This window comes from Avibacterium sp. 21-594, assembly GCF_026226815.1.
In the GTDB taxonomy this organism is placed as follows: domain Bacteria; phylum Pseudomonadota; class Gammaproteobacteria; order Enterobacterales; family Pasteurellaceae; genus Avibacterium; species Avibacterium avium.
The window spans coordinates 2,290,370-2,311,652 of sequence record NZ_JAKKOC010000001.1; the positions used below are offsets into that span (position 1 = coordinate 2,290,370).

The window sequence follows — 21,283 nt, forward strand, 5'->3', positions numbered from 1 at the left end:
GTTTCCTTGCTTATTTGGTGGTGAGCTTATACGCTCAAATCCACTTGGTCGCCTTTGGCTTGTAACCACATTTTGCGATCTTCAGAACGTTTTTTCGCCAACAGCATATCCATTAATTCAAAGGTTTCTGTTTCACTTTGTTCATTTTCTTGATCAAAGGTGAGCTGCACCAAACGGCGCGTATTGGGATCCATTGTGGTTTCACGCAACTGGCTTGGGTTCATTTCGCCTAACCCTTTGAAGCGCTGCACATTGATTTTGCCTTTTTTATTTTTTAGGCGATCTAAAATGCCTTCTTTTTCCCCTTCATCAAGGGCGTAATAGACTTCATTGCCAATGTCGATACGATAAAGCGGCGGCATTGCCACATAAACGTGTCCTTCCGCCACCAGTTTTGGGAAGTGGCGTAAGAATAGGGCGCAGAGTAGGGTGGCAATGTGCAAACCGTCAGAATCCGCATCAGCAAGAATACAAACCTTGCCGTAACGCAACTGGGAAAGATCGCTATTGTCAGGATCGATCCCCAATGCCACAGCAATGTCGTGGACTTCTTGCGAGCCAAGCACCTGATCGGCGGACACTTCCCAAGTATTTAGAATTTTTCCGCGCAATGGCAAAATGGCTTGATATTCACGGTCGCGCGCTTGTTTGGCCGATCCCCCTGCGGAATCCCCTTCGACTAAGAATAATTCGGTCAGTGCTAAATCTTGTGAGCTGCAATCGGCAAGTTTCCCCGGCAGGGCAGGGCCGCTCACTTGTTTTTTACGCACGATTTTTTTCGCCGCACGCAAACGGCGTTCTGCTGAGCTAATCGCCATTTTCGCCAGTTCTTCGGCTTCTTGCACGTTTTGGTTGAGCCATAAGCTAAAGGCATCTTTCACCACGCCGCTGACGAACACCGCGCTTTGGCGGGAAGATAAACGCTCTTTGGTTTGCCCAGCAAATTGTGGATCTTGCATTTTGATCGAAAGTACATAAGCACAGCGATCCCAAATATCATCGGCGGTAAGTTTCACGCCGCGCGGTAGTAAATTGCGGAATTCGCAAAACTCACGCATTGCATCGAGCAAGCCTTGGCGTAAGCCATTAACGTGCGTTCCCCCTTGGATAGTGGGAATTAAATTCACATAGCTTTCGCCGAGCAAATCGCCCCCTTCAGGCAACCAAATTAATGCCCAGCTGGCGGTTTCTTTTTCGGTTTCAAAATTGCCCACAAAAGGGGAGGCTGGCAAGGTGGTGTAGCCCTCCACGCTTTCTGTTAAGTAATCAGATAAGCCGTCTTGATAGAGCCAAACATCTTCTGTGCTGTTGATTTTATCAATAAAACGAATTTCTAAGCCTGAACACAGCACCGCTTTGGCACGCAATAAATGGCGTAAACGGCTGACGGAAAAATTAGGGCTGTCGAAATATTTCGGGTTTGGTTTGAAATGCACGGTTGTGCCAGTAGTACGGCGGCCGCAAGTGCCGATGACTTCCAATTCTTGCACTTTCGCCCCATTTTCAAAGGCGATTTTATACACTTGTCCGTTACGCTTAATTTGAATATCCACGCGTTCAGAGAGCGCATTCACCACAGAAATCCCCACGCCGTGCAAACCGCCAGAGAACGTATAGTTTTTATTGGAGAATTTTCCCCCTGCGTGCAATTTGGTAAGAATCACTTCCACCCCTGAAATGCCCTCGGTGGGGTGAATATCCACCGGCATTCCTCGTCCGTTATCAATCACTTCAAGGGATTGATCTTTATGCAGAATGACTTCAATTTTGGTGGCGTGGCCAGCTAGCGCTTCGTCCACGCTGTTATCGATCACTTCTTGCCCTAAATGGTTTGGACGAGTGGTATCGGTGTACATACCGGGGCGCAGCTGAACTGGCTCAAGATCTTTTAAAACGGTAATTTCATTGGCGGAATAATTTGTTGTCATTGGGAAAACCTAATTTCAAATCAAAAATTGGCGAAAGTGTAGCAAAAAAACGACCTGTATAAAATACCAGTGGGTGAAATTAAAGTGCGGTCGTTTTTTTGTAAATTTTATTCGTTACCTAAAATGCCTAAATTCCAGTTTATGGCTTCTTTAGGGCGTTTGTCTTGCAACAAGAAACGCTGGTTGGCTTTTGCTTGCGGTTGCACCACCGAGCCAGACGGCGTTGAGAAGGCGATGCCGCCTTTTAACAGTTGCTGCATTGATCCTGTGTTAATGGATAAACCAGTGAAGCCAAGCTCCATTCCATAACCTGATGAGATCCAGAATTCTGAATTTTGGCGCACAAGGGCTTTGTGTTTATTGGCAATCACAATATGCACTAACACGCGGTCGCCAAGGCTGTTAAGCTCTAAATTGCGAATTGTCCCCACTTCAACACCACGGTACAACACAGGTGATCCCACTGTGATATTCATTGCGTTTTTGGTTTCTAAAATGAGTGGGAAACCATCGCCATATTTGTTGGTGGTTGGCACAGATTGCGCAAGGCGGAATTGACTGCGCGCTTTGCCACTGCCAGCTTCCACATCAATATAAGGTTGTAAAAGGCTATCTAAATTCTCAATACCACCTGCGGAAATTTGCGGTGAAATCAGGCGGAATTTGCTGTTTTCTTTGGCAATGATTGCCATATATTTTGGGTTAATTAACGCCGTGGCGATAATTTTGCGATCGGCGGAAAGTTCAATGCTATCCACTTCGCCAATATTTAAGCCCATATAACGCAATGGCATTCCTTTACTTAAATTGGTAGCATCTGCGGCGGTGAGCTTAATCACTTGTCCTGCAGATTTGGCTCGCATTTCATTTGGGTAAAGAATTTTGTTACCTGAGCCACTGTTATCAAAACTAATTGCGCCTTTTAAGGTGCGAGCAATAGGTGCGGCTTGAATGCTAATGCCTTTCGGTGTGATGTCCACCTGTGCGGCACTTTCCACCCAGAACAGACTTTTGCTGGTGAGCAAATCGCGATGTTTCGGATAGATAAATACGTCCACGTCAAAATGATCTTTTTTCGGGCGGATAGCCAGAATTTTGCCCACTTCATATTGGCGATAAAGTACCAGAGAACCTTTATCAATGCTTGGTAGCTGTGAAGTGGTTAAGGTGATGGTTGGGGTGAGATTATTACTCACGATCCCTGCTTCAGCATTACTGAGATCACTGTATAACGGGAAGCTTTCAGGCAATTTACCCGATTGATGACCCGCCACAATGCGAATGCCACCTTGTAGCCATTTTTCAGGGCTTGCCGCTTGCATTTTCACGCCGTCAGTGCCGATGCTCACTTCAAAGTTTGACGCAGCAATAAAGAGTGTATCAGGGTGAATTAAATGACGATATTGCCCAGCAATCGCCACTTTAAAACGCACAGATTCTTGTTCGATCCGCTGATTTACAATTTCACCAATAGGGAAATTATTGTAGTAAATTTGCTGCCCTTCGCTGATGTTATAAGTTTCAGGCGCGGTTAAGGTTAAAACTAAGGTATCAGGCTGTTTGAGCAACAGTTCATTTTCTTTAATTACGCTAAATTCAGTTTGTTTTTCGCCCGCGCCGCTGATGACATCAAAATATTCGCCACGCAATAATTTTTGCGTGTCGCTCAGTTCGCTCAAATTAAATTTTGTGTTGCGTAGCACGATTTCAGTGTTGGTTTTAAACAGATTTTCAGCGCTTGGATCAATGAGTAATTTGCCTTGCAAAATTTCTTCATTATTTTCTACCGCACTTAATTCTGAAAGCAAACCAATTTGTGCATCTTGTGAATACACCGCAGTTTTGCCTGCGCGTAATCCCGCAATATTCGGCACGGTAACATTGATTTCAATACCGCGTTTGGCCGCCTGTAAATTAGCATATAAACGATAGCGTTCGTTGCTTTCCGCCTTTGGACTATTTTGCGGTGAATCAAATGCCACAGCGCCTTGTACCACGGAATTTAGGCTATCCATTTGCACATTAATACCAGAAAGCCCAACACTGGCGTTAATACCGCTAATGTTCCAGAAATGGCTGTCTTTTTTTACGAATTGGGTATAAGGCTTATCGATCACCACATCAATTTCAATTTTCTTCTGATCTTTGGTGAAGCGGTAATCATAAATTTTCCCAACAGGCATTTTTTTGAAATAGACAGACGCGCCGATAGAGATCGAACCTAGATCATCGGCAAGTAAATGAATGAGCAAATCACCTTCAGTAACTTGAGCAATTGGGCCTTCATCTTCTGCAATAAATTCATCTTGCGACTCACCATCCCCTGGTTGCAGGGTGATGTAGTTGCCCGAAACCAGCGCATCAATGCCAGAAATCCCTGCTAGTGAAGCACTTGGACGAACGAGCCAAAACTTGGTGTTTTCACGCAACACGGTTTTGGCTTCAGGATAAATACTGGCTTCCACTTCCACTTTTTTCAGGTCGTCAGTGAAATTTACTTTTTTCACCACACCAATTTGCAAGCCTTGGTAACGAATTTGCGTTTTCCCTGCCACTAAACCATCACCATTATCAAAGGTGATTTTAATGCTAATGCCTTGTTCTTGCACAATTTGAAAGAACAAAATCGCACCAATACATAAGGCAACAAAGGGTAACAACCAAAATGGTGAAATCCGTTTGTTTTTATGAATAGCGGCTTTTACCGCGTTGTAATTATCCTGAATGGACGGCGTTTTGTTGTTGTCTGTCATAAATTTTCCAAAGTAAACGACTGTCGAATTGCGAAGCTGAAATCATAGTTAAGAACACTGCAGCCCCAAAATAAAAGGCAGCAGGGCCTACGGAAAAATTGATGATTTGTCCGCGTGCAACCAAGGACATCATCAATGCGAGTACGAACAAATCTAACATCGACCAACGACCGACAAAATGCACAATATGGAATAAGCGCATTTGCCATTTTATGGATTGGCGAAGGTTGAAATGTACACAAATTAATAAATAAAGCAAAATAAAAATTTTGCTAATAGGAATAAAAATACTGGCGGTAAATACCACAAATGCCACGAAATAACTGCCCATTTCAACAAAGGTAATCACGCCAGACATCAGGGTATCGGCGCTCGGCGCGCCATTGACATAAACCACCGACATCGGTAGTAAATTAGCAGGGAAAAGCATAATAATGCCCGCAATCAAGGTTGCCCAAGTGCGTTGTAGTTTAATGTTTACTCGCACTTCTAAGAGCGTTAAACAGCGTGGACAACGCGTTCGATGTTTGCTGTCTTGATAAGGCTCGGTAAACGTGTAATGGCACTCCAAACAGACACAAGGCGGTTCATCAGGCATTTCAGCCAAAAGTCTATCTTGTGGATAAAAATCATTCCACAGCGCATTCAGATTGAGCTTAATAAATAGAAGCGTGGTTAAAAGTGCGGTGAAAATAAAGGCAATTAAATAAACATCAAGGCTAAGGGTGGCGTATTCTCGCACCTTAAACATTGTTACGCCCAGTGCGACCAAATACACATCAAACATTACCCAAGGTTTAATATACCCCAGCGCGAGCAAGATATTACGCGGTTTAATGCCAAGCAGTTGTGAAAGACGGAGTAAAATCACCAAAATTGCAAAGGAAATAGGCATAAACACAGCACAGAGAAAAATGAGAAATGCCGTATAAGGATAGCCTTCCGTTGCCATTTTCCACACCCCTTGCCAAACCGAAGCGTCCACCCGCGTGCCCAATAAGTCAATGCTTAATAAAGGATAATTCAAGGCAAAAGGCATCAAAATTAAAATGGATAGGGCTATCATCGCGCAGCGATGTAAACTCCAACGGCTGCCTGAACACAGCACCTCATCACAGCGAGGACATTCCGCGTATTGGTTCGCCTCCAACGTTGGCACAGACACCGTGGCATCGCAATGGGTGCAACGGGCAATATGCTGTTTGGCGTAATGTGTCGTTTTTAACGGTGTTGTCATCGCGTAAAGTTCTGCTAATTTTTCTCTAAAAGAAATTCAAAAGCGCTATTTTATATGGATTTGCGTGCTTTTCAAAGTGCGGTGGTTTTTTACGGAAAATTTATCACAAAAAGTACCGCACTTTGTTTGATTGACAAAATTTGTGGTGGACATTAACCTGACAACATTGCTATTACGATAAAATGCCTAAATACACTTTTACTTAGCGGAGCGATCTATCTCTTTTTAGTTGGTGGGCGTTTGTTCAGAGAAAAAGCAAAGGGAGAAAAATAATGGAAATGACATTTGGACTTGTTGTTTTTGCCTTAATTGGTTTAGTTGTCGCCTTAACTGCAACTTATTTAACAAAACACTAATTTAACAAAACACAAAGTTTTATTTTTTAAAGCCTGCGATGCAGGCTTTTTCATTATAAGTTATTCTATCGAATGCTGATTTATACAGATTTTCACATATCTCAACAGTAACTCCCGTATAAACCCGATCAAAAAATTGCCATTTCTTGCCAATTTAAGCTAAAATGTGCAACGTTTTTCTATTTAAAATTAATGGTATGTGAGATTACACAATGACAGAAGTTCAGAAATTAACCAATAATAAAGAAATTATCGCTTATTTAGCGGAAAAGTTTCCGCGCTGTTTTTTCCTTGAGGGTGAGGCAAAACCGTTAAAAGTCGGGATTTTCCAAGATTTAGCCGAAGCCCTTGCAGATGATGAAAAAGTAAGTAAAACCCAATTGCGTCAAGCTCTGCGATTATATACAGCAGGCTGGCGTTATTTATACGCTTGTAAAGAAGGGGCTGAGCGCGTTGATTTACAAGGCAATCCAGCAGGCGTATTAGAGAAAGAACACGCAGAGCACGCTGCACAGAAATTAGCTGAAAGCAAAGCGAAAGTGGCAGAAAAACGTGCAGCAGAGCGTGCGGCAAACCCGAAAGTGAATAAAAAGCCTGCGCGTCCAAATGCGAAGAAATTTGTAGCGAAAAAACCACAAAATAAACCTAATCTTGTTGCTGTTGATTTAGCAACATTACAAGCTGGAACAAAAGTTAAGGTAAAAGCAGGCAATAGTGCAAAAACTGCTGTTGTGCTTGAAGTAGTAAAAGACAATGTGCGTGTTCAGTTAGAAAATGGTTTAACCATTGCGGTAACTGCTGACCGTTTATTTGTTTAGTTTTACACGCCAGTTTTGCTTTAATTAGGAAAGTTGAATGAAATTTTATCAAAGCAAGAGCAAGTTAGCCTTAGTGCTTGGCGCTTTATTTTTATCTAGTCAGCTAAGTTTGGCCGTTGCGCCGACACTGAAAAGTGCTGATATTGTATTGCCCTCATACAATGAAAACCATCAGTTAGCGACTAAGCGTGTAACGGCACGTTTAACTAATTCTCACTATCAGAAATTTCAACTGGATAATGAATTTTCGCAAAAAATCTTTGATCGTTATCTAAGAAGTTTAGATTATTCTCGTAATACCTTTTTGGCTTCAGATGTTGCACAAATGCGCGAAAAGTATGCAAGTAAAATTGGTGAAGAGCTCAATGAAGGCAAGTTAGATATTGCTTTTGATATGTATGATGAAATGATGAAAAGACGTTATGAACGTTATAAATATGCACTTTCATTATTAGATAAAGAGCCGAATTTAAGCCAAGATGATCAAATTGAGATTGACCGTGAAAAAGCGCCTTGGCCTAAAACTGAAGCCGAACTCAATAAGTTGTGGGAACAACGCGTTAAGAACGATGTGATCGGTTTGAAGTTAAAAGATAAAAAATGGCCAGAAATTAAAAAAACGTTAATTAAGCGTTATAACTTAGCTATTCGCCGCTTAACTCAAACTAAAGCAGAAGATGTGACTCAGGCTTATCTTAATGCACTTGCGCGTGAAATTGATCCGCATACCAGCTACCTTGCGCCAAGAACAGCGAAAAGTTTCAATGAGAGTATGAACCTTTCCTTAGAAGGCATTGGGGCGACATTACAATCAGAAGAAACTGGTGAAACGGTGGTTAAGTCTTTGGTAAAAGGCGCACCAGCAGATCGTAGTAAACGCATTAAAGCGGGTGATAAAATCGTTGGTGTTGGTCAAGCGAAAGGCCCGATTGTTGATGTGGTCGGTTGGCGTTTAGATGACGTTATTGACAAGATCAAAGGCAAAAAAGGTACAAAAGTGCGGTTAGAAATTGAGCCAGAAAAAGGCGGTAAAAATCGCATTGTTACCTTAATTCGAGATCGTGTTCGCTTAGAAGATCAGGCGGCTAAACTTACCGTAGAAAAAGTGGACGGCAAACAAATTGCAGTGATCAAAATTCCTAGCTTTTACATTGGCTTAACAGATGATGTAAGAAAACTCTTGAAAGAAATGGAAAGTAAAAAAGCACAGGGGGTGATTATTGATTTGCGTGAAAATGGCGGTGGCGCATTAGGCGAGGCTGTTGAGCTAAGTGGCTTATTTATTAGTGATGGTCCTGTTGTTCAAGTGCGCGATGCCTATCAGCGCATTCGTATCCACGAAGATCCTGATATGGAACAAGTTTATAAAGGCCCATTATTGGTGATGATTGACCGATTCAGTGCTTCTGCTTCTGAAATTTTTGCCGCAGCGGTTCAGGATTACAATCGAGGAATTGTGATTGGGCAAAATAGCTTTGGTAAAGGTACGGTTCAGCGTAGTAATTCACTGAATTTTGTGTACGATCTCAGTGATAATCCGCTTGGCTTGATTCAATATACTATTCAGAAGTTTTATCGTATTAATGGCGGAAGCACTCAGTTAAAAGGGGTTAAGCCAGATATTACTTTTCCTTCTTTAATTGATATGAAAGAATATGGTGAAGAAAAAGAAGACAATGCTTTACCTTGGGATAAAATTCCCCCTGCAAGTTATTCTGAGCAAGGAAAAGCAAGGGAAGCGGTTGCCAAACTAGAACCTGCACATATTGCTAGAATGGCGAAAGATCCTGAGTTCATCGTATTAAATGAGAATCTGAAAACCCTTGAAGAGCGCCGTGAGCGTAAATTCTTATCATTGAATTATGAAAAGCGAAAAGCAGAAAATGATAAAGATGATGCTAAACGGTTAAAAGATCTCAATGAACGTTTTAAACGTGAAGGTAAAAAGCCAATCAAAAATTTAGATGATTTGCCGAAAGATTACGAAGCACCTGATTTTGCTTTGAAAGAAGCGGAGTATATGGCTGCTGATCTTGTTTCTTTCTATGCTGAAAAGGCAAATGGTGACGCGGCAAAAAGGGTAGAAAAACCGTAAAAAATTTTACCGCACTTTGATGTCATTAAGCATAAAAGTGCGGTTATATTATTGTTAGGATTGAATTTTATTGCCTAATATTCAGCGTGGTATGATTGCCACATAAGTTTAGCTAATTACAATAATAAACTTTCAATTTAAGGACTCAAATATGTTAAAAACGACTTCATTTAAGTTAGCCAAAGTAGCAACTTTATTGACGTCTTATGCTTATGTTGGAACGGTGCTTGCGGCACAAACACAAGCAGCGCCAGTGGTTTCTGCAACACCAATGACACAATCCAGTGTCGTTAAAAAGGTGAAATTAACCAATGAACAATTGCTTCTTGAAAAACAAGCCATTGCGGATAAATTAGTTGCTGAGCGTAAAGCAGAAGATGAGCGTCTTAACGCAGAGCAACAAGAGCGTTCTGAACAACGTTTGACAGATATTATTGGCACACAGCCGTTACAGTTTAAGTCTGCCGTAGCGAAAATTTATACGCAAAATGATTATGTTTTATTATGGGAAGATAAAAAGGCAGAAAAGCAGTTTTTGCGTGATTATGCAGCATTAGTGGCAAGTGGTGTTTCACGTCAATCAGCACAGAATTTAGATCGTATTTATAAAAGTGAGAACCAAGATCCTTTAGTGCATGATATTTTATTAACTGACGCTTTCTTAGATTACCTTTTTTACAGTAAAAATGCGTTAAATTTTGCACAGCGCTGGTTTTATAGCTCAAATAGTTATAAAGCAAGTGAACCGAAAGAACAAGATATCCAAGCTTGGTTAAGTGCGGTGAAAAATAATCAAAATTCTGCTTTTATTAGCCAACTTTCTGGCAAAAACCATCTATATCGCCAAACCTTACATCAATTAGAAGCGTTAATAGTATCAGGTAATGCTGATCGGAAGCAGATTTATAAATTAGCCATTAATACACAGCGATTGAGAATTTTGCCTGAATTTACTAATGGTATTTTCGTAAATATCCCAAGTTATCAGCTTAATTATTATCGCGATGGCAAGGTGGTATTAAATTCTAGGGTTATTGTTGGTAAACAAGCACGTAAAACCCCTGTGATGTATAGCAAATTGAGTAATGTTGTAATTAACCCACCTTGGACACCGACAACACGTTTAATTAATGAAGATTTAGTGCCGAAAATTAAACGTGATCCAGGCTATGTTGCACGTCATGGTTATACCATTACCGATGGTTCAGGACGCACGATTGATCCACATTCCATTAACTGGGCAGCGATTGGAAGTAAATTCCCTTATCGTATCCGTCAAGCGCCAGGGGATAGTGCATTAGGGAATTATAAATTTAATATGCCAAGTAGTGATGCAATTTATTTGCACGATACACCAAACCACAGCTTATTTGGCAAAAAAGATCGTGCGTTAAGTTCTGGTTGTATTCGTGTACAACAATCTGATCAGTTAGCGACAATTTTATTGAAAGAGGCAGGTTGGTCAGAAGACAGAAAACGTAAAGTATTAAGTAGTAAGAAAACGACTTCAGCCAATATTCGTTCAAGTAATCCAGTTTATTTATATTATGTAACGGCTTGGATTGATGGCGGTAAAACTTATACGTTGCCTGATATTTATGGCTATGATTCCATGCCAAATCTTAGCTATATAAACTGGAATGCAGTAAGAAAATATATTATGTAAGGGGAATTTCATCTTTTGACTAAATTTTATTGAACTAATTCAATATTATTTAGTCAGAATAAAAGATGATAAATTTAAAGTAAGTAATGTGTATGACTGGAATTGATAAAAATCGTAGAAAATGGCTATCTTTAGGTGGAATTGCCTTAGGGGTTTCACTTTTACCGAATGCCGTCTTAGCTGCACTTTCAACGCCAAAGCCAGGTCTTTTGCGTTTTAGAAATATTAACACTGGCGATACATTTAGTGGCGAATTTAACATTGCACGCGGATTTTCGGCCAGCAACTTAAAGAAGTTGGATTATTTATTACGCGATAAACGTAATAATAAAGTGCATAAAATGGATCCAAGACTTTTCCATAAATTTTATCAAATTCAAAAAAATTTAGGTTTACGCAATACTGAAATTCAAATTATCTGTGGTTACCGCTCCCCGACAAGCAATGCGGCAATGCATCGTAAAAGTCGTGGTGTAGCGAGTAACAGCTACCATATGCGTGGTCAAGCCATTGATTTCCGTATTGATGGCGTACCCCTTGCTAGAGTAAAACGTGCTGCTGAAAGTTTAAATAACGGTGGTGTGGGTTATTATCCAAGAAGTAATTTTATTCATATTGATACAGGCCCAGTGCGTACTTGGCGTGGTAGCTAATCATTATTCTAATCATCATAAAACCGCAAGTGATTGCGGTTTTATTGTTTTAAACAGCATATATAAAAGGAAATAAAATGAATATTGAAATTATCCCTGTTACCCCTTTTCAACAAAATTGCTCATTAATTTGGGATAATGAGAAAAATGCAGCAATTATTGATCCGGGTGGTGAAGCAGAGAAATTAATTAAGCGCATTGAAGAGCTAGGCTTAAATTTAAAGTTAATTTTACTTACCCACGGACATTTGGATCATATTGGGGCCGCGGAAAAATTAAAGCATCATTTTGGTGTTGAGATTTTGGGCGCACAGGAAGCGGATAAATATTGGTTTGAAGGGCTTCCGCAGCAGGCAGAGCGCTTTGGATTGCTATTTGAATTAAAGGCATTTTTACCTGATCGTTGGCTTAATGAAGGTGATGTGATTGAAGTGGGTGATTTTACCTTTGATGTGTTACATCTTCCAGGACATAGCCCAGGCCATATTGGTTTTATTGAAAAGACTAAAAATGTAGCCTTTACTGGTGATGTATTGTTCCAAAATTCAGTAGGAAGAACAGATTTACCGGGTGGCGATCATCAAACATTATTAGATACGATTAAACAGAAATTATATCCACTTCCCGATGAAATGGTGATTATCCCAGGACACGGTGCTTATACTACCATTGGACAGGAAAAGAAAAGCAATCCTTTCTTAGCCAATTTATAAGGGGAAAATAAAAACGAGCTGGTAAAGATTCCAGCTTGTTTTTTAGTTAAAAAATCACGGAAAATAGACCGCACTTATTTTCTTTATTCCCCTTCATTTGGAAACATAAACGGATTTAAACCACTGCGCGCAAGGCCTTTTTCTTCCATTTCAATATCAAGATAGATGCTTGCCAGATCATCGGCAATGGCTTCCACATAAGGATCTTTTTCTTGATACATCATTTTCAGATAGCTATGGCAATCGCCGCAGCTTTCGGCTTTCACAGGTGCCGATTCACTGTCGATTGACCAATAATCCAATTTCCCTGTGTGATTGCAGTTGGTACATTTGCTACGCACCACATTCCATTCACTTTCGCAAAGAGAGCAATGCACATAACGCAAGCCCTGTTCTGAGCCAAAATGGACTACGCTGGCTGTCGGCGGCGCGCTGCAAACAGGGCAAAGATGAAGGTGTTCACCGCTTTCCATTTTACTATTTTGCGGTAATTGTTGAGCAAGCTGAATCCAATAAAGGGAAAGTGCCGCCCAAATAAATAAGGCTTTGTCGCTGCTGACTTCAGAAAATTGTTGCGCAAGCAGTTTATCGGCAAATTGCTCAAGCTCGCTGTCAGAAGCTTTTTCTAAATTCTCAATGGTGGCTTGTACGCTTTCATTGCCGTTATTTTTCATTTTATTGAGTAAGGCGCGCAGCAAATCTCGCCATTGGGGATCGCGCTGCCATTTTGTGATGTCAAGGGGAGCGCTGGTTTCCGTGCTGATTTCAATTTCTTGCGTAACAGGTTGTTCATTCAGTAGTGCGAGCTGGCAATCAACAATATTGGCGGCAAAGTTAAGGTAATCTGCCATTGGGTGATTTTGCGCTAAAGAACGTAGGCGTTCGGCGCGGCGTTGGTAAAGATTTTTCGGGTTGGAAAATAAAAGAATAGGGTGATGAAAAGAGCTGGCAGCTTGTACAATTTCATCTTTTGGTAGGATTTTTATACTCATAATTTTTCATTAACGTTCATCAATAAAGAAAGTGCGGTGTAAATTTGCAAAATTTTGCAAAAAACCACCGCACTTTACCATTGCTAATTATTTAGCGTGCTTTTCTTTCGCTTTTTCTGCGGCTTCCTTTTCAAGTTCTGGCAGAATGTCTTCACGGAACCAGCGTGGGTGATGTTTTTTCGCCCAGCGTACCGTTACCCAACCTTCAACCATTCCACGAATAGAACCTTTCACCCAGAATGCCATATACATATGTACCATAATACCAGTAAAGAGCATAAAGGCACTAGCTGAGTGCAGCAAAATGGCAATGCGGATAACAGGAATTGGGAAATTATGGGAGAAATATTGTCGCCACATAATAATTCCTGTTGCTAATAGGGTAACCATTGCAAGGATTAAAGTCCAGAATAGCATTTTTTGCCCTAAATTATATTTTCCGTTGTCTGAAACGGCGTGTTCGTTGCCTTTTAAGACTTCTTTAATATTTTTTAGCCATACCCAGTCATTTTTCTCAGGAATGTTGTAAGGCCAGTAAATCAAGCAAAGATTGATAAAGGCAATAAACATTATTATCCCAGTGAATGGGTGGATAAAACGGGCAATTCTTGGGTTACCTAAGATTTCCGTTAGCCAAGCAAAATCAGGGAAGAAGAATGCAAGCCCTGATAAGCCTGTGGTGAAGAAACAGATTACAAGTAACCAGTGACTTAAACGCGCAGGCAATTTGTGGCGAACAACTCGTTGATCGTTGCTGATCTTAACTTTACTCATTTTCGCCTCCTTTATGTGCTTGTTCGTCTTCTGGCACGACTTCTTCGTGTTCTTCTAGATCTTCCGTATTTGGCCCAACTGCAAGATAGTGCGCAATTTCAGAAAGCACTAAGCCTCCCATTGCCACCGCTGCAACTGGTTTCAATACGTCTTTCCATAATTTCACGGTCACGTCAATTTGTGGATCTTTCGGTAAGCCTGAGTAAAGCTCTGGCTTGTCAGCGTGATGTAACACATACATAACGTGTGTGCCGCCCACGCCTTCTGGATCATAAAGCCCAGCATTTTCATAACCACGGGATTTGAGATCCGCAATGCGAGTTTCCGCATAGTGTTTCATTTCTTCTTTTGTACCAAAATGAATTGCGCCTGTTGGACAGGTTTTCACACAAGCGGGTTCTTGACCCACAGTAACGCGATCAACACAAAGCGTACATTTGTACACTCGGTTATCTTCAGGGTTCATTCTTGGAATGTTGAATGGACAACCTGCGATACAGTAACCACAACCGATACATTTATCCGATTGGAAATCAACGATGCCGTTTGCATACTGAATAATCGCACCTGGTGATGGGCAAGATTTTAAACAGCCCGGCTCACTACAGTGCATACAGCCATCTTTACGGATCAGCCATTCTAGACGGTCATTTTCTTCAACTTCATTGAATTTCATCACCGTCCAAGCTTTGGCATTGAGATCAATCGGGTTATCGTATGAGCCGATACATTTTTCCGGCTCGGCACGAATATCATTCCATTCTGAACAAGCCACTTGGCAGGCTTTACAGCCGATACAAGTGGTTACGTCAATCAGTTTTGCCACTTCAAGCTGATGATCTCGCGCTTGCGGTGGGGGTGTTAATCCCGATGTTGCAGAGGCTTTAATAATATCTTGCGATTGAATAGTTCCCATATTATGCCCCCACTTTCTCAATATTTACCAACATACATTTTGATTCCGGTGTTTGTGTATTTGCATCACCTGCGCGAATGGTAAGGTTATTGGCAAAGAAACCTTGTTTACCAATACCGCCAAAGCCCCAGTGAATTGGGATACCTACGGTATGCACGGCTTTGCCATCGGCAGTGAGTGGGCGAATACGTTTAGTTACCACGGCTACGGCTTTAATATAACCACGTTTTGAGGTAACTTTGACATAATCACCATTATTGATGCCTTTCTCTTTTGCAAGTGCTTCGCCAATTTCAACAAATTGTTCTGGCTGGGCAATCACATTGAGTAACACATTTTTCGTCCAGAAGTGGAAATGTTCTGTTAGACGATAAGTTGTACCCACATAAGGGAATTCTTCCGAAGTACCAATGTCTGCTTTATCGCTTTCCAAAATACGCGCTACAGGGTTTGATACTACATTTGGGTGTAGTGGGTTTGTGCCAATTGGTGTTTCAATTGGTTCGTAATGCTCTGGGAACGGGCCATCAGCCATACGTTCACGCACGAATAAACCACTTACCCCTTCTGGTTGCATAATAAATGGTAGGGTAGGACTATTTGGTGGCGCTGTACCGAAGTCTGCCACGTCCACATAATTCCAGTTTTTGCCATTCCATTTAATTAACTGGCGTTTTGGATTCCAAGGTTTACCAGATAAATCCGCACTTGCACGGTTATAGATAATACGGCGGTTCATCGGCCACGCAAAGCCCCAACCTAAGGTGTTACCTAAGTTAGACGGATCAGCGTTATCGCGATTCGCCATTTGGTTACCTTTTTGTGTCCATTGACCAGTATAAATCCAGCAAGCACCTGAAGTGCTACCATCAGCACGCATTTGTGCGAAACTTGAAAGTAGCTCGCCTTTTTTCAAGATCACATTGCCGTTGGCATCAAGGAGATCTTGTAAAGCATAGCCGTTCATTTCTTTCGCCACTTCTTCTGCTTTTGGCTCAAGCGGATTGTCATAGTTCCAGCTCATCGCTTCAAGGCTATCCAGTGATACGCCACCTTCTTTATGATAAAGCTCGATTAATGCCGCTCTTAATTCAGAAAGAATTTCACCATCGCTTTTCGCTTCAAATGGGGCATCAACGGCTTTCCAGTGCCATTGTAACCAACGACCAGAGTTAGCGATTGAACCGTGTTCTTCCACGAAACAAGTGGTTGGTAAGCGGAATACTTCGGTTTGAATTTCTTCTGTTTTCACATCATTAAATTCACCGTAGTTTTTCCAGAATTCCGAGGTATCCGTAATTAACGGATCCATAATCACCAAGTATTTCAAATTACTTAAGGCTTTGATGATTTTGCCTGAATTTGGATAAGAGGCAACAGGGTTCATTCCTTGGCAGAAATAACCATTTACGCGACCTTGATACATTTCATCAATGTAGCGCATTTGATCCATACCGCCTTTCGGCAATTTCGGTAAATAATGGTAGCCGAACTCATTTTCAGCCGTGGCTTTTTCACCAAAGAAGGTTTTCAGCATACTTACCATAAATTTCGGCGTATTTTGCCAGTAGTTTACCTGATCTTTCATCATTGTTTTTGGCGTAATACGGTTTAGGAAGTTTTCTAAACTGGTATCTGCTTCGGTTGGCAATGGAATATAACCCGGCAACATATGTGGGAATAAACCTAAATCTGTAATCCCTTGTACATTTGAGTGTCCACGCAACGCATTTACACCACCGCCAGAAACCCCGATATTACCGAGTAATAACTGGATCATCGCCATCGTACGAATATTTTGTGAACCCACAGTATGTTGAGTCCAACCTAATGCGTACATAAAGGTTGCAGCTTTATCAGGTGCAGAGGTTTTGGCAATTTCTTCACAGAATTGTAAGAAACTTTTTTGTGGTGTACCCGTGATACGTTCTACCATTTCAGGGGTATAACGAGAAACGTGATCTTTTAACAGATTAATCACGCAACGAGGGTGTTGTAAGGTCAGATCACGAATAGGCTGGCCTTCCGCATCAAACTGATAACGCCAAGTTGAACGATCATATTTGCGTGTTTCAGGATCATAACCTGAGAACAAGCCGTCTTCAAACTTGAAGTTCTCATCAACGAGGAATGCCGCATTCGTATAATGTCTAACGTATTCGTGTTGGATTTGATCTTTTTCTAATAAATAACGAATAACGCCAGATAAAAAGGCAATATCTGTCCCAGAACGCAATGGCATATAAATATCTGCAACTGAAGCCGTACGGTTAAAGCGTGGATCAACCACCATTAACTTCGCACCATTTTGTTTTTTCGCTTCAATCGCCCAACGGAACCCAACAGGGTGAGCTTCCGCTGCGTTACCGCCCATTACGATTACTAAATCAGCATTTTTAATATCAACCCAGTGGTTGGTCATCGCACCGCGACCAAATGATGGAGCAAGACTTGCTACCGTTGGTCCGTGTCAGATACTCGCTTGGTTGTCGGTATAAATCATACCGAGTGAGCGCACAAATTTTTGCGTTAAGATACCCGTTTCATTACTACAAGCAGAGCCTGCTAAGAAACCTGATGTCATCCAACGATTCACAGGCGTGCCATTTTCATTGTTTAACACAAAGTTGGCATCGCGGTCTGCTTTCATATGTTTTGCGATACGCTCAATGGCTTCTTCCCAAGAAATACGTTTCCACTCGCTTGAACCTGCTTCACGCACTTCAGGGTATTTCACACGGCGTGGGCTATTTACATAATCCAATGCGCCTGCCCCTTTCGGACAAAGCGCCCCACGGCTAACTGGATGATCGGGGTCCCCTTCAATGTGATAAAGTTTACCCACGCTATTTTTTGCGCCATCACCTAAGCTGTATAACAACATACCACAGCCTACGGCACAATAGGTGCAGGTATTACGGGTTTCTTTACCGCGTAATAACTTGTATTCGCGAGGAGCTGCTAAAGCTGTTGCTGGAGCAAAGCCCAACATCGCCGCAGACGTCCCTGCCATACCACCTGCACAGATCTTAAAGAATTTTCTTCTTGTGACCTGCATAGAGATACTCCTTAACCAACAAAATTGTTGTGTTATTGTGTAGTAGTAGAATTTGTCGATATTCGTTTGGGTACTGAATTTGCCTAAATTTATATTTTATACATCAATGAAATTCAGTACTGTATAGTTTATTGCAAATTGTATTACAATTAACAAAATACATACAATGCTAAGGATACGCCTTTTTACGGGCAAAATCCATAAATAATCTTGATTAAGAAGGGGAAAGGCTTGAGCTGGATCACAAAATCGCCAATTATTTTTTTCAAAAAATTAACAAATAGCCAACAAAAGGGAAACGATTTTTTGCTCGAAGAACGAGAAGATAATCTCGCCGTAGAAACCCCCGTAGCCCTAGTTTATAACGGCATTAGCCACACTGTAATGATGTGTTCCCCACAAGACTTGGAAGATTTTGCCCTTGGCTTTTCTTTAACCGAAGGCATTATCGAAAAACCCGCAGATATTTATGGTATTGATGTGGAAGAAACCTGCAATGGAATCGAAGTACAGATAGAAATGGCTACTCGCTGTTTTGTTGCTCTAAAAGAACGCCGCCGCACTTTAGCGGGAAGAACGGGTTGCGGCATTTGTGGCACAGAACAGCTTGATCAAATCCACAAAAACTTGCCTATTTTGCCCCGCACTTCTGTTTTGGATATTTCTCTTCTTGACGATTGCCTGAAAAAATTACATTCGGCTCAACAGCTTGGACAACAAACCGGTTCAACCCACGCCGCCGCCTTTTTTGATTTACAAGGAAACTTGCTTGCTATTCGAGAGGATGTTGGCCGCCATGTAGCCCTTGATAAACTCTTGGGCTGGCACGCCAAACAACCAACGCAACAAGGTTTTGTGCTAATTTCTAGCCGAGCGAGCTATGAAATGGTACAGAAAGTCGTAAGCGCTGGCATTGAATGTTTAGTTGCCATCTCCGCCGCCACCGCCCTTGCAGTGCAACAAGCCAAACAAAGTCAACTTACCTTAATTGGCTTCGCTAGAGAGAACAGAGCAACGATTTACACCGGAAAAGAGCGGTTGAATTTTGCTAAGGATTTGTAGTCACTATCAATTATTTTCCATTATAAGGAGGAATTATGTTGAAATTGATTTTGTTTATGTTTTCTCCATTTATAGCTATTTCTGTATGGTTTGTATTTGACGCAATAGGCTGGGTAAATGTTGGCATTGTATTTTCCTTGGCGATTGCTTTTGGCCTAATTAGCATAATTAGAGAGAATAAAACAAAAACGCTTAGTGCAGAAGAACGGCGTTATAATGAATATATCGAGAGCCTAAATAAAGAAATTCAGCGCCCGATTATTCAAGCCCGTTTAGCTAAGTTAGAAAATAAAGCAAATGAAGTTGAAAATGTAATTAAAGGAAAAGCAACCTTTACCGATAAAGATGGTAATAGTAAAGATTTAGACATAAACATTCATATAAAAATGTAATAGCTAATAAAATCTAATTAGATAAATCTATGGGTTGCCTTGGTGGTTTAATGGTTCTCCATAGTTTTTGTAACATGCTATTTAGTCAGATAGTAACACATTAAGCAGCGTGTTACTAAACGTGTAACAAAAATCCGCGCTTTAATTCAATTAGCTACGATTAGTTGCGATAGGTAAAATAGGCTAAACCCTTGAAATTATAGGCATTAAAAAAGCCTTTCGAGTGGTTACGAAAGGCTTAGTTAAGTGTTTTGGTGCCTGAGCGAGACTTGAAATTAATTTTAATTTATGAGCCTCTCCCACAATTTGTGTAAATGCCTGTTTCTGAGATAATACATTAGATACAGGTATTTTATTATGAACGAAAAACAACTCCACGCCTTGGCAGCAGAATTTGCCAAACACCTCAAAACGCCGGAAGACCTTAATCAGTTTTCTCGAATGCTCAAAAAAATCACGGTCGAAGCAGCCCTAAACGCGGAACTGACTGACCACCTTGGTTATGAAAAACATCAGCCACGAAAAGGCAAAAATGCGCGTAACGGCTATACGTCCAAAACTGTGATGTGTGATGAGGGTGAAATGGAAATTGATACCCCTCGTGACCGTGAGGGCACCTTTGAACCGCAGCTTATCAAGAAAAACCAAACCCGAATTACCGGAATGGACGAGCAGATTATCGCCTTATATGCCAAAGGCTTAAGCAATCAAGAAATCGTCGAAATGTTCAAAGAACTCTATGATGCTGATGTGTCAACGAGCTTGATTTCTCGCGTGACAGATTCGGTTAAAGAGCGCGTCTTGGAATGGCAAAATCGCCCGCTTGATGCGGTGTATCCGATTGTTTATTTGGATTGCATCGTGGTCAAAGTGCGTCAAGACGGGCGGATTATCAACAAGTCCGTCTTTGTGGCGTTGGGTGTGAATTTGGAGGGGCATAAAGAATTACTCGGACTCTGGATTGCCGAAAACGAAGGCGCGAAGTTCTGGGCAAACGTGCTAACAGAGCTGCAAAATCGCGGTTTAAAAGACATTTTAATTGCGTGTGTGGACGGTTTAAAAGGCTTTCCTGACGCCATTAATGCCGTTTATCCCCAAACCAAGATTCAGCTTTGCATTGTGCATTTGGTGCGTAATAGTTTGAAATATGTGTCATGGAAAGATTACAAGGCGGTGACTGCGGATTTAAAACAGGTGTATCAAGCCCCGACGGAGATGCAAGCACGCGAGAATTTGACCGCACTTTCGCAAAAATGGCAGGAAAAATACCCGCTTGTAGCGAGAGGTTGGGAGGAGAATTGGGCGAATATCGCGACATTTTTTGATTATCCGTCGGATATTCGCAAAGCGATTTATACCACCAATGCGGTGGAGTCACTCAATAGCGTGATTCGGCGAGTCATTAAAAAACGCAATGTATTCCCGACGGATGAGTCGGTGTTCAAGGTAATATGGCTGGCGATGAAAGATGCGTCAAAGAAATGGACAATGCCGATTCAAAACTGGAAACAGGCAATGAATCGTTTTATGATTGATTTTGGTGATCGCCTCGACGATCACCGTTAAGTTGAAATGGGTGTTTACACAGAATTTGGGATAGGGTCTAATTTATTGATATATAATGATATTCTTACGTCTGTTTGATTTCTTGTTACTATCCTTGTTACTAAAAACAAAAATCACACAAAATTCATTGATTGCTTCAGATATTCTATTCTTACTTTTTATTAAATCAAATATATTTTTTTATAACTGTGTTCACCGTGTTCACCTTTTAAAATTTTAAAGAAAAAATACTTATATATTAATATCTTATATTATCTTTTTAGGGTGAACACCGGTGTTCACCTGTGTTCACCCGTGTTCACCC

The 21,283-nt window shown here is 41.2% G+C and carries 15 protein-coding genes; 8 read left to right on the forward strand and 7 right to left on the reverse strand.

Annotation, left to right across the window (positions count from 1 at the left end; all coding sequences use genetic code 11):
• Window positions 1-26: 26 nt before the first annotated feature.
• The 3 genes from parE to L5B76_RS11035 form a co-directional block, all read right to left on the reverse strand.
• Window positions 27-1,928 (reverse strand): DNA topoisomerase IV subunit B, encoded by a 1,902-nt coding sequence (gene parE, locus L5B76_RS11025; RefSeq protein ID WP_265755457.1) that lies wholly within the window; start codon window positions 1,926-1,928, stop codon window positions 27-29.
• 107 nt (window positions 1,929-2,035) lie between these two features.
• Window positions 2,036-4,681 (reverse strand): PqiB family protein, encoded by a 2,646-nt coding sequence (locus L5B76_RS11030; RefSeq protein WP_265755458.1) that lies wholly within the window; start codon window positions 4,679-4,681, stop codon window positions 2,036-2,038.
• A complete protein-coding gene (locus tag L5B76_RS11035) occupies window positions 4,644-5,918 on the reverse strand; it encodes a paraquat-inducible protein A (protein ID WP_265755459.1) in 1,275 nt (424 codons plus the stop codon). The genes L5B76_RS11030 and L5B76_RS11035 overlap by 38 nt, the downstream gene beginning before the upstream one ends.
• A 568-nt stretch (window positions 5,919-6,486) precedes the next feature.
• On the opposite strand from L5B76_RS11035, the gene proQ reads away from it, so the two are divergent.
• The 5 genes from proQ to L5B76_RS11060 all read left to right on the forward strand — a co-directional run bounded on the left by proQ (window position 6,487) and on the right by L5B76_RS11060 (window position 12,219).
• On the forward strand, window positions 6,487-7,092 hold the full coding sequence (gene proQ / locus L5B76_RS11040) for an RNA chaperone ProQ (RefSeq protein WP_265755460.1): 606 nt from the start codon (window positions 6,487-6,489) through the stop codon (window positions 7,090-7,092).
• A gap of 37 nt (window positions 7,093-7,129) precedes the next feature.
• On the forward strand, window positions 7,130-9,187 hold the full coding sequence (gene prc, locus L5B76_RS11045) for a carboxy terminal-processing peptidase (RefSeq protein ID WP_265755461.1): 2,058 nt from the start codon (window positions 7,130-7,132) through the stop codon (window positions 9,185-9,187).
• A gap of 151 nt (window positions 9,188-9,338) precedes the next feature.
• Window positions 9,339-10,853 (forward strand): L,D-transpeptidase family protein, encoded by a 1,515-nt coding sequence (locus tag L5B76_RS11050; protein WP_265755462.1) that lies wholly within the window; start codon window positions 9,339-9,341, stop codon window positions 10,851-10,853.
• Between the two features lie 92 nt (window positions 10,854-10,945).
• Complete coding sequence (locus L5B76_RS11055) at window positions 10,946-11,506, forward strand: YcbK family protein (RefSeq protein ID WP_265755463.1); 561 nt, start codon at window positions 10,946-10,948, stop codon at window positions 11,504-11,506.
• A 77-nt stretch (window positions 11,507-11,583) separates the two neighbouring features.
• Entirely contained in the window at window positions 11,584-12,219 is a 636-nt protein-coding gene (locus L5B76_RS11060; protein WP_265755464.1) for an MBL fold metallo-hydrolase, read from the forward strand.
• A gap of 83 nt (window positions 12,220-12,302) precedes the next feature.
• On the opposite strand, the gene fdhE is transcribed toward L5B76_RS11060, so the two are convergent.
• The 4 genes from fdhE to fdnG all read right to left on the reverse strand — a co-directional run bounded on the left by fdhE (window position 12,303) and on the right by fdnG (window position 17,959).
• The gene (fdhE, locus tag L5B76_RS11065; RefSeq protein ID WP_265755465.1) at window positions 12,303-13,211 is read right to left on the reverse strand and encodes a formate dehydrogenase accessory protein FdhE; all 909 of its coding nucleotides are present in this window, start codon (window positions 13,209-13,211) and stop codon (window positions 12,303-12,305) included.
• A gap of 87 nt (window positions 13,212-13,298) precedes the next feature.
• The gene (locus L5B76_RS11070; RefSeq protein ID WP_265755466.1) at window positions 13,299-13,985 is read right to left on the reverse strand and encodes a formate dehydrogenase subunit gamma; all 687 of its coding nucleotides are present in this window, start codon (window positions 13,983-13,985) and stop codon (window positions 13,299-13,301) included.
• Window positions 13,978-14,901, reverse strand: coding sequence for a formate dehydrogenase subunit beta (gene fdxH, locus L5B76_RS11075; RefSeq protein ID WP_103853121.1), 924 nt, complete (start codon window positions 14,899-14,901; stop codon window positions 13,978-13,980). The genes L5B76_RS11070 and fdxH overlap by 8 nt, the downstream gene beginning before the upstream one ends.
• Window position 14,902: 1 nt before the next feature.
• Entirely contained in the window at window positions 14,903-17,959 is a 3,057-nt protein-coding gene (gene fdnG, locus L5B76_RS11080) for a formate dehydrogenase-N subunit alpha (protein ID WP_146256877.1), read from the reverse strand.
• A 231-nt stretch (window positions 17,960-18,190) separates the two neighbouring features.
• On the opposite strand from fdnG, the gene fdhD reads away from it, so the two are divergent.
• From fdhD to L5B76_RS11095, 3 genes are all read left to right on the forward strand, one after another.
• Window positions 18,191-19,021: a formate dehydrogenase accessory sulfurtransferase FdhD gene (fdhD, locus tag L5B76_RS11085; RefSeq protein WP_265755467.1), complete on the forward strand. Its 831-nt coding sequence runs from the start codon at window positions 18,191-18,193 to the stop codon at window positions 19,019-19,021.
• A 35-nt stretch (window positions 19,022-19,056) separates the two neighbouring features.
• On the forward strand, window positions 19,057-19,413 hold the full coding sequence (locus L5B76_RS11090; protein WP_265755468.1) for a hypothetical protein: 357 nt from the start codon (window positions 19,057-19,059) through the stop codon (window positions 19,411-19,413).
• A 357-nt stretch (window positions 19,414-19,770) separates the two neighbouring features.
• Window positions 19,771-20,979 (forward strand): IS256 family transposase, encoded by a 1,209-nt coding sequence (locus L5B76_RS11095; protein ID WP_013745008.1) that lies wholly within the window; start codon window positions 19,771-19,773, stop codon window positions 20,977-20,979.
• Window positions 20,980-21,283: the final 304 nt, after the last annotated feature.